Origin of the sequence: Pantoea sp. CTOTU50773, assembly GCF_032082325.1 — a bacterium.
Classification (GTDB): Bacteria; Pseudomonadota; Gammaproteobacteria; order Enterobacterales; family Enterobacteriaceae; genus Pantoea; species Pantoea communis.
The window spans coordinates 1-5,963 of record NZ_DAMDQC010000215.1 but is presented as its reverse complement, the minus strand read 5'-3'; the positions used below and the strand labels follow the sequence as shown (position 1 = coordinate 5,963).

Genomic DNA, 5,963 nt, shown 5'->3' with positions numbered 1-5,963 from the left:
TGAAACCCAGTATTATCAACGGCTCGGAAGTGTCTAGATTATCCGTGGCGATTCAGTCCGCCCCGGGGAAAAGAATCTGATAATACGTTTCCATTGCCTTATCAAGCAGAGGCTTTATCTGTTCAAAGATGGGTCGCCGGATAACGTTGTTCATCTTGCTGTGTTCTTTAGGTACCGTCCAGACACCCTCCTCCAGATCAAATTCCTTACGTTCCGACAATCGAAGCTCTGAAACCCTGGCACCCCAAAGCATCAGCATCTGATGCAGTAATTTATTCGAAGTTGTCGCCCTGCTTCTCTCTATTGCTATCCAGATCTGTGCAAGTTCAGAATAGGTGAGCACACGGCTGCCGGTCTCCGCACGAACACCGACATCGCGTGGTGCGATGCGCATGATGGAAGAGTTGTCGATTATCTGGCGCCTGATACACCATCCGATAGCTGTTCTTGCCTGAGACAGAAGCTGGCGCGCTCGACGTGGGTTCTCTCTCTCTTCCTTGGCGAAAAAATCCACCCACTGCTTAACAGTAATGTCCCCGATCGCCCTGCCAGAAAACGCGCCAGTCAGGTGCTTTAGCACGGTCGATTTATAAAGTTCCTGCGTCCTTGGTCGAAGGTTAACTTCAACATACTGCTCTTTCCAGTATTTGAGGCATTCACCAACGGTCATCTTGCTATCACCAGTGACGCTTTCAAAATGTGTACGCGGATCTTTGCCGCCGTCATAGAGCAGTCGAAGTTCACCAACGAGCATGCGGGCATCTTTTAAAGCCATTGCTGGGTAGCGACCAAGGCTAAGACGCTGTGGTTTTCCTGCCCATCGGTACCTGAATTGGAATAAGATGACCCCCTTGGGAGATATGCGCGCGCTCAAGCCGTCTGCATCCGAAACTTCTGACACACCCGAATATGGTTTACCATGTATGGAACGTAGTTTGGTATCGCTCAAGGCCATAATAATATTTGGTACGCAGCAAAAAAGTGATTTGGTACAAACGTGGTACGCAATATTACATGGACGTAAATGAAAGGCAACGGACAACTGTGAACATATACAGTAGTTTATGAGTGGAAAATGAGAGGTTAACACTTACTTTTCAGTGTTTTAATGAACGAAAATGAACGGAAAAAAACCTTGAAGAACGATTTGGAACAGCCTACTTTCCTTTTCCACGATTACGAGACCTTCGGTAAGAGTCCCTCACTGGATCGTCCAGCGCAGTTTGCTGGATTGCGCACCGATAAAGATTTCAACGCCGTAGGTGAACCGCAGGTGTTTTACTGCCAGCCCGCTGATGACTATCTGCCGCAGCCGGAAGCGGTGATGATCACCGGCATCACGCCACAGGTGGCTAAAGCGCGCGGCGTAACAGAGACGGCATTTGCTGAACGCATTCATGGGCTGTTTACCGAGCCACAAACCTGTGTGATCGGTTACAACAATGTGCGCTTCGATGATGAAGTGACGCGCAATATCTTCTATCGCAATTTCTTCGATCCCTACGGCTGGAGCTGGCAGAACGGCAACTCACGTTGGGATCTGCTGGATGTGATGCGCGCCTGTTACGCCCTGCGCCCGGAAGGTATTGAATGGCCGGAAAATGATGACGGCTTCCCCAGCTTCAAGCTGGAGCATCTCACCAAAGCCAACGGCGTGGCACACGAACAGGCGCACGATGCGATGTCCGATGTGTATGCCACGCTGGCGATGGCGAAACTGGTGAAAGAGAAGCAGCCGAAGCTGTTTGAGTTTCTGTTTACCCATCGCAACAAGCAGAAACTGATGAACCTGATTGATATTCCGCAGATGAAGCCGCTGGTGCACGTCTCCGGCATGTTCGGCGCGGCGCGCGGCAACACCAGCTGGGTAGTGCCTGTCGCATGGCATCCAGATAATCGTAATGCGCTGATCGTGGTGGATCTGGCGGGCGATATGTCCCCGCTGCTGGAACTGGATGCGGATGAACTGCGCGAGCGGTTGTACACCAAACAGAGTGAACTGGGCGACCGCGCGGCGGTACCGATTAAGCTGGTGCACATTAATAAATGCCCGGTGTTAGCCCCAGCGAATACCTTACGTCCTGAAGATGCTTCACGCCTGAATATCGATCGTGAACGCTGTCTGGCGAACCTGGCGCTGCTGCGTCAGCACGCTGAAGTGCGTGAGAAAGCGGTGACGCTGTTTGCGGAAGCCGAGCCGTTCAAGCCATCGGATGATGTCGATGCGCAACTGTATGACGGCTTCTTCAGCGATGCTGATCGCGCAGCGATGAACATCGTGCGTCAGACGCCGCCGCAGAATTTACCGGCGTTGGATTTGACCTTCGACGATAAACGTATTGCGAAGCTGCTATTCCGCTATCGTGCGCGTAACTTCCCCGGCACGCTGGATGATCAAGAGCAGCAACGCTGGTTGCAGCATCGCCGTGAAGCGCTGAATGCCGATCGCGTGCAGGCGTTCCTGTTAGAGCTGGAGTCGTTAGCGAGTTTGCATGAGGATAACGCGGAGAAGATGGCACAGCTGAAAGCGCTGTATTTGTATGCGCAGGAGTTGGTGTCGTAGTGTGATTCTCTGCGGCCTGATGACCTCATCAACGTTTTCTTCCACAGGAAGAGAGGGTTGATCGAGTGATGTTTAAGATGGTTGCCATTCTGTTACCGTCGCTGGATTGGCTCCCTCTCCCATTTGTGGGAGAGGGTTAGAAGGAAATACTGCCTTAAAGCATGGCCCAAATCACCCACGTGAACAGGAAGCCAAACAGTCCCATCACAGTGGTCAACACTGTCCAGGTTTTCAAACCATCAGCTACCGACAAACCTAAATAGCGCGTTACCACCCAGAAGCCGGAATCATTCACGTGCGACAGGCCTAGTGCACCAAAGCAGGCTGAAAGCGCCACCAGAACCAATTGCATATCAGCCAATCCGGTTACGGCACTGGTCAGCAAACCACAAGTGGTGACGATGGCTACTGTCGCCGATCCCTGCGAGGCGCGTAACGCCAATGACAGAATGTATGCCGCAGGAATCAGCGGCAAGTGGATGGCCGACAGTGACCCTGCCAGTGCCTTACCCACGCCCGACTCAACCAATACTTTGCCAAATGCACCGCCCGCCCCCGAAACCAGAATCACACCAGCAGCATTGGCGATAGCCGTATTTGAGAGTGCTTCAACCTTGTCTTTGCCCCAACCACGACGAAATCCTAATTGCCATACTGCCAGCGCCAGGGTGATGAGCAATGCAATTGCCGGTGCGCCCAGCAATGTGAGAATGCCATGTGCCGTCGATCCCGGAGTGAGATGTGGTGGCACCAAGGTTCCAATCATGATGAGGAAAATAGGCAAGACGATTAAACCGGCAACCAAGCCTGCTGAAGGCGGGTTCTTGACGGTTTTCTGCTCATCTTTATTCGTGGTGAGCTGAACCTGCTCTAGCACATTTACTGATAAGTGATAGTTTTTGCGGTTCAACATTTTTGCGACAACGTAGCCAATGATGCCGACCGGAATGGAAACCCCAATGCCCAGCATCATTAACCAGCCAAAATCAGCAGTCAGAAAACTGGCCGCCACCGGAGGACCGGGATGCGTTGGCACAGCGACGTGCACCATCAACATCATGCCAGCCATTGAGAGGCCGAACTTAAGCGGTGGAAGACGCAATACCTTAGCGAATCCGTAAATCAAAGGCACCACGATTATAAAGCCCACATCAAAGAACACCGGCAGCCCCAACACAAACGCCACAATGGTCAGTGCTGCCACCATGCGTTGCGGTCCAAGCAACTCCGTGAAACGCTTAGCCAATACATCGGCTCCGCCAGACGCTTCAATCACCGCACCCAGAATAGCCCCCAGCACGATGAGTGCGGCAATTCCGCCCAGCAAACTGCCCATCCCACCCAGAATCACCTTCATGATGTTCTCAGCGGGTATTCCAGTGGTTAACGCTACAAATAAACTGGCGACAATCAATGCGACAAAAGGATGCACTTTTGCCTTAATAACTAACAGCAACAGCAATACAACGCTAATCACCGCAATAGAGAGTAACAGAGTGGTAGTCATGCAATACCTCAGAGATAATTATTATATTATTCAGAACATTAAAAGTTATGGTGTTGGCGCAACGTACAATAAACTGCAGCAAAGTTGCGCTATGCGCAGTCGTTGTAGCCAGATTAATCATTGTTTCCAGGGCGCGAACCAGCCGAGGCCCGCTTCGGTGCGACCGCGTGGGAAATACTCGCAGCCGACCCAGCCGTCATAGCCGACTTCATCCAGCAGGCTGAACAGGTACGGATAGTTGATTTCGCCTTCGTCTGGTTCGTGACGATGCGGCGCAGAGGCGATCTGGATATGGCGATAACGTCCAGCGTATTCGCGAATCAGATGGCTGAGATTGCCGTCCACCAGCTGCGCATGGAACAGATCCAACTGCGTGAACACGTTCGGACGATCGATACGTTCCATCATCGCCAGGGTTTGATACTGGCTGGAGTAGAGGTAGTTCGGCTTCGTCACCGGATTGAGTGCCTCCAGTAACAAGCGGATGCCGTGTGGTGCAAAGCACTCGGATGCGTAATGCATATTACGGACGAACGTTTCTTCATACGCCGCCTTATCGGCACCGTTTGGCACCGTTGCCGCCATCACATGCACTTGAGGGCAGCCCAGTGCTAAGGCATATTCCAGCGCACGATCGATGTCGGCACGCGCCTCTTCTTCACGACCAGGAATTGCGGAGACGCCCCACTCCCCGACCTGCACGTTTCCGGCTGCGGTGTTGAACAGCACCAACTCCAGCTGATGTTTCTCCAGCTCGGCTTTGATCACCTCGGCCGGATAGTCATACGGGAACAGAAACTCAACGGCACGGAAACCGGCGTTGGCCGCTGCGGCAAAGCGTTCAATAAACGGCACTTCGCCAAACTGCGTGGATAAATTGGCTGCAAACTTAGGCATCAGTAATTCCTCAATTCCGCCACTTCGCCATCAGTCAGATAACGAATAGATCGGTCGCCGAGCGTGAACATCAGACGCGCGGTCTCTTCCAGTTCTTCAGTGTTATTCGCGGCTTCACGCAGCGATTTACCCACCACTACCGGGCCATGATTGGCCAGCAGGAAAGCGTTGTAACGTGGCGCGAGCTGCGCAAGATCTTCAGCCAGGCGGTCATCACCCGGTTTGTAATAAGGTACGACCGGCACATCGCCCACGCGCATCACCACATAGGGCGTGAACGGGCGAATGCAGTTTTCGCTGTCGAGATCGTTGAGGCACGAAAGCGCCGTCAGATAGTGACTGTGCAGATGCACCACCGCTTTACAGGCGGGATTGTTTAGATAGAGCGCGCGGTGAAACGCCACTTCCTTAGAAGGCTTGTCACCCGAAATCCACTCGCCCTGCATCGTCACTTTTGACAGGCGGTCGGCCTGCAGTTCGCCGAGGCAAGAGCCGGTAGGTGTCGCCAGCAGATTGCCATCTTCCAGCAACAGTGAAAGGTTGCCGGCTGAACCGGTGGCGTAACCGCGCTGGAAAAAGGAGGCGCCCAGTTGCACCATCTCTTCACGTGCTTGTTGTTCGGTCATGCTGAAAACTCCGTTTGTGCGCGGGCAAAGAATTGTTCGTCGCCAAAGTTGCCTGACTTCAGGGCCAGCGACAGCGGCTGCTGGATGTCACGCACCCACGGCACGCCAGGGGAGATCATCGGGCCGATGTGGAAGGCCGTTACGCCCAGGCTTTGTGCCACCACGCCAGAGGTTTCGCCCCCGGCGACGATAAAGCGCTGCCAGCCCCGTGATTTCAGCTCACGGGTGACGGCGGCAAACATGTGCTCAACCGCTTCGCTGCTGCGTGCTGCGCCATATTGCTGCTGGATTGCCTGCCGTTGCTGAGCATCGGCCGTGGCCAAGAGCAAAGGTGCCAGAGGCTGCTGGTTATTCGCCGCCATCCAATCGC

Annotated in this window: 5 protein-coding genes and 1 pseudogene; 1 reads left to right on the top strand and 5 read right to left on the bottom strand. The window is 53.4% G+C overall.

What is annotated here, in order from left to right:
• Positions 1–55: 55 nt before the first annotated feature.
• A pseudogene (locus tag RT340_RS21390) lies at positions 56–955 on the bottom strand (tyrosine-type recombinase/integrase); the annotation flags it as partial.
• 180 nt (positions 956–1,135) lie between these two features.
• Between RT340_RS21390 and sbcB the strand changes: the two are divergent.
• On the top strand, positions 1,136–2,563 hold the full coding sequence (gene sbcB, locus RT340_RS21385) for an exodeoxyribonuclease I (protein WP_211729766.1): 1,428 nt from the start codon (positions 1,136–1,138) through the stop codon (positions 2,561–2,563).
• Positions 2,564–2,717: 154 nt separating this feature from the next.
• Here sbcB and RT340_RS21380 read toward each other — a convergent pair whose 3' ends face one another.
• From RT340_RS21380 to RT340_RS21365, 4 genes are all read right to left on the bottom strand, one after another.
• Positions 2,718–4,070, bottom strand: a complete 1,353-nt coding sequence (locus RT340_RS21380; protein WP_313377679.1) for a GntP family transporter — start codon at positions 4,068–4,070, stop codon at positions 2,718–2,720.
• Between the two features lie 117 nt (positions 4,071–4,187).
• On the bottom strand, positions 4,188–4,967 hold the full coding sequence (locus RT340_RS21375) for an HPr family phosphocarrier protein (RefSeq protein ID WP_211729768.1): 780 nt from the start codon (positions 4,965–4,967) through the stop codon (positions 4,188–4,190).
• A complete protein-coding gene (locus RT340_RS21370) occupies positions 4,967–5,593 on the bottom strand; it encodes an aldolase (RefSeq protein ID WP_034824702.1) in 627 nt (208 codons plus the stop codon). The genes RT340_RS21375 and RT340_RS21370 overlap by 1 nt, the downstream gene beginning before the upstream one ends.
• Positions 5,590–5,963, bottom strand: a 374-nt coding sequence (locus tag RT340_RS21365) for a nucleotide-binding domain containing protein (protein WP_313377678.1), incomplete at its 5' end; no start/stop codon positions are given. The genes RT340_RS21370 and RT340_RS21365, both read right to left, overlap by 4 nt.

Excerpts from the sequence above, each read along its gene's own strand:
- RT340_RS21380 (WP_313377679.1), bottom strand. The coding sequence starts at position 4,070 with ATGACTACCACTCTGTTACTCTCTATTGCGGTGATTAGCGTTGTATTG.
- RT340_RS21375 (WP_211729768.1), bottom strand. The coding sequence starts at position 4,967 with ATGCCTAAGTTTGCAGCCAATTTATCCACGCAGTTTGGCGAAGTGCCG.
- RT340_RS21370 (WP_034824702.1), bottom strand. The coding sequence starts at position 5,593 with ATGACCGAACAACAAGCACGTGAAGAGATGGTGCAACTGGGCGCCTCC.